This window comes from Lutimonas halocynthiae (assembly GCF_030409835.1).
Taxonomy (GTDB): Bacteria; Bacteroidota; Bacteroidia; order Flavobacteriales; family Flavobacteriaceae; genus Lutimonas; species Lutimonas halocynthiae.
Genome location: NZ_JAUFQO010000014.1, coordinates 1 through 1533, shown reverse-complemented (window position 1 = coordinate 1533; position 1533 = coordinate 1). Strand labels below are relative to the sequence as shown.

2 protein-coding genes are annotated in these 1533 nt (G+C 38.1%); both read right to left on the bottom strand.

Annotated features, from left to right (window positions below; genetic code table 11):
• Positions 1–1364: phage tail sheath subtilisin-like domain-containing protein (locus QWY87_RS12865; protein ID WP_290291841.1), on the bottom strand; the 1364-nt coding region annotated here is incomplete at its 3' end.
• A 30-nt stretch (positions 1365–1394) separates the two neighbouring features.
• Positions 1395–1533: phage tail protein (locus QWY87_RS12860; RefSeq protein ID WP_290291843.1), on the bottom strand; the 139-nt coding region annotated here is incomplete at its 5' end.

The following is a 1533-nucleotide window of genomic DNA, read 5'->3' as shown; positions in this document are numbered from 1 at the left end:
AAAATCAAGGTTCTTCTTACGTTAATATACCGCCAATCATTAGAATTCCCATCTAGGGTTCTAGCGCCCCAAACCAGAATTCCACGTCCGGTAAAGGCGCGAATAGCACAAACCGATTTGCCACTTAGTGGTACATTCAGATCTTGTTGGGCGTTATGGTCAATATTGATGGCCGGAGCATTGACACTTAAAACCGCAACATTGGCTGGTGCTTTCCATACACCAATATTATTATCCACTGCTGTATATATCCCCGCCATAGCGGCACTTGGAGGCATCAGGTTGAGGTGATGTTGAATGTTATCAAGAATGGCCTTATACGAAGGGCTTAGAATTTTCATTGCTGCATCAGCCATTCCATTTTCTTTTTTCCGATCATCATCTTTAAAATCAGTCAGTTGTGGTGGCCCCTCATTATTTTTATATTTTCCTTTGTATTTAACACCTGTGAGATACGAAATCTTGATGTCTAAATCCAGCGTTTTTTTATCCAATTTTTTATTCGGATTTTCATCCAATTTCTTCGTAAGATCATCCTTGGTCATTTCCAATTCGCTTCGAATGATTCCATCTAAAGTATTTAGACCGTCTGAATCTAAATTATTATTGGATACATCTGATTCTTGGTATATAGATGTATGCAGCCAAGGATAATAAGCAGCCGCATAACTATTGCTTTTTGGAAGGGTAGGTGTCACCTGGTCTCTAAAAGCATCAATACTTTGAGTTTGATCAACCAAAGGTTCGTAAAATCCTCTTGGGATATCCAATATGGCTACCCTACTTGGCATATCTTCACCACAATGGTTAATCATTTCTCCCTGTAAAGCATATGCGTCAGCATAATATGTAGCCAAATCCTTTTTATCTCCATCTTTTTTAAATAATTCTACCAAATCCGGAATCACTAACATAGTCGGCTCTTGCTCCTTTTTTAGTAAGAGAATCGCATCTGAAAAGTCAGTTTTATTAAGTGGGCTGCTATAATTACCAATTGTGATAATATAACAATTAGCTCCTCCATTGGCATAGAACAGTTTCATGGCACTAAATAGCCTGTACATAGTTGTTGATGGAGAAATGGTATATCCCTTTAAATTTGATAGAATAATATCGGGATCCTTATCCGTCTCCGGATCTTTAATAGAAAATTTAATTTGAGGGGCGTCGCTTCCAAAAATTGTAAAGAATTCGGCAAGTGATGATATTTTTACTGCTTTATTCAAAAGACTTTCTCCTTCAAATGAAGTATTCTGGGTATAGCCTATAAATGCCGGTACTGCTGTTGGTACAGGTACTACCGCGTTACCAAATGCATCTAATTCTTTGATATATACACCCGGTGTTTTCATTGCTGTTGACATAATAATTTGTTTTTATATTGTTGATTAATTTTACCCTCCATTTTTAATGGTCAAACCTTCATGTACCAATTCCAATGTTTCTACTGCTACCTCGTTGGCATCTGATTTCATGTCGGTCCCAGTAATTTTGGTGGGCCATGCGTTGGCCAGGGTCCAGGTCATGGTTGGT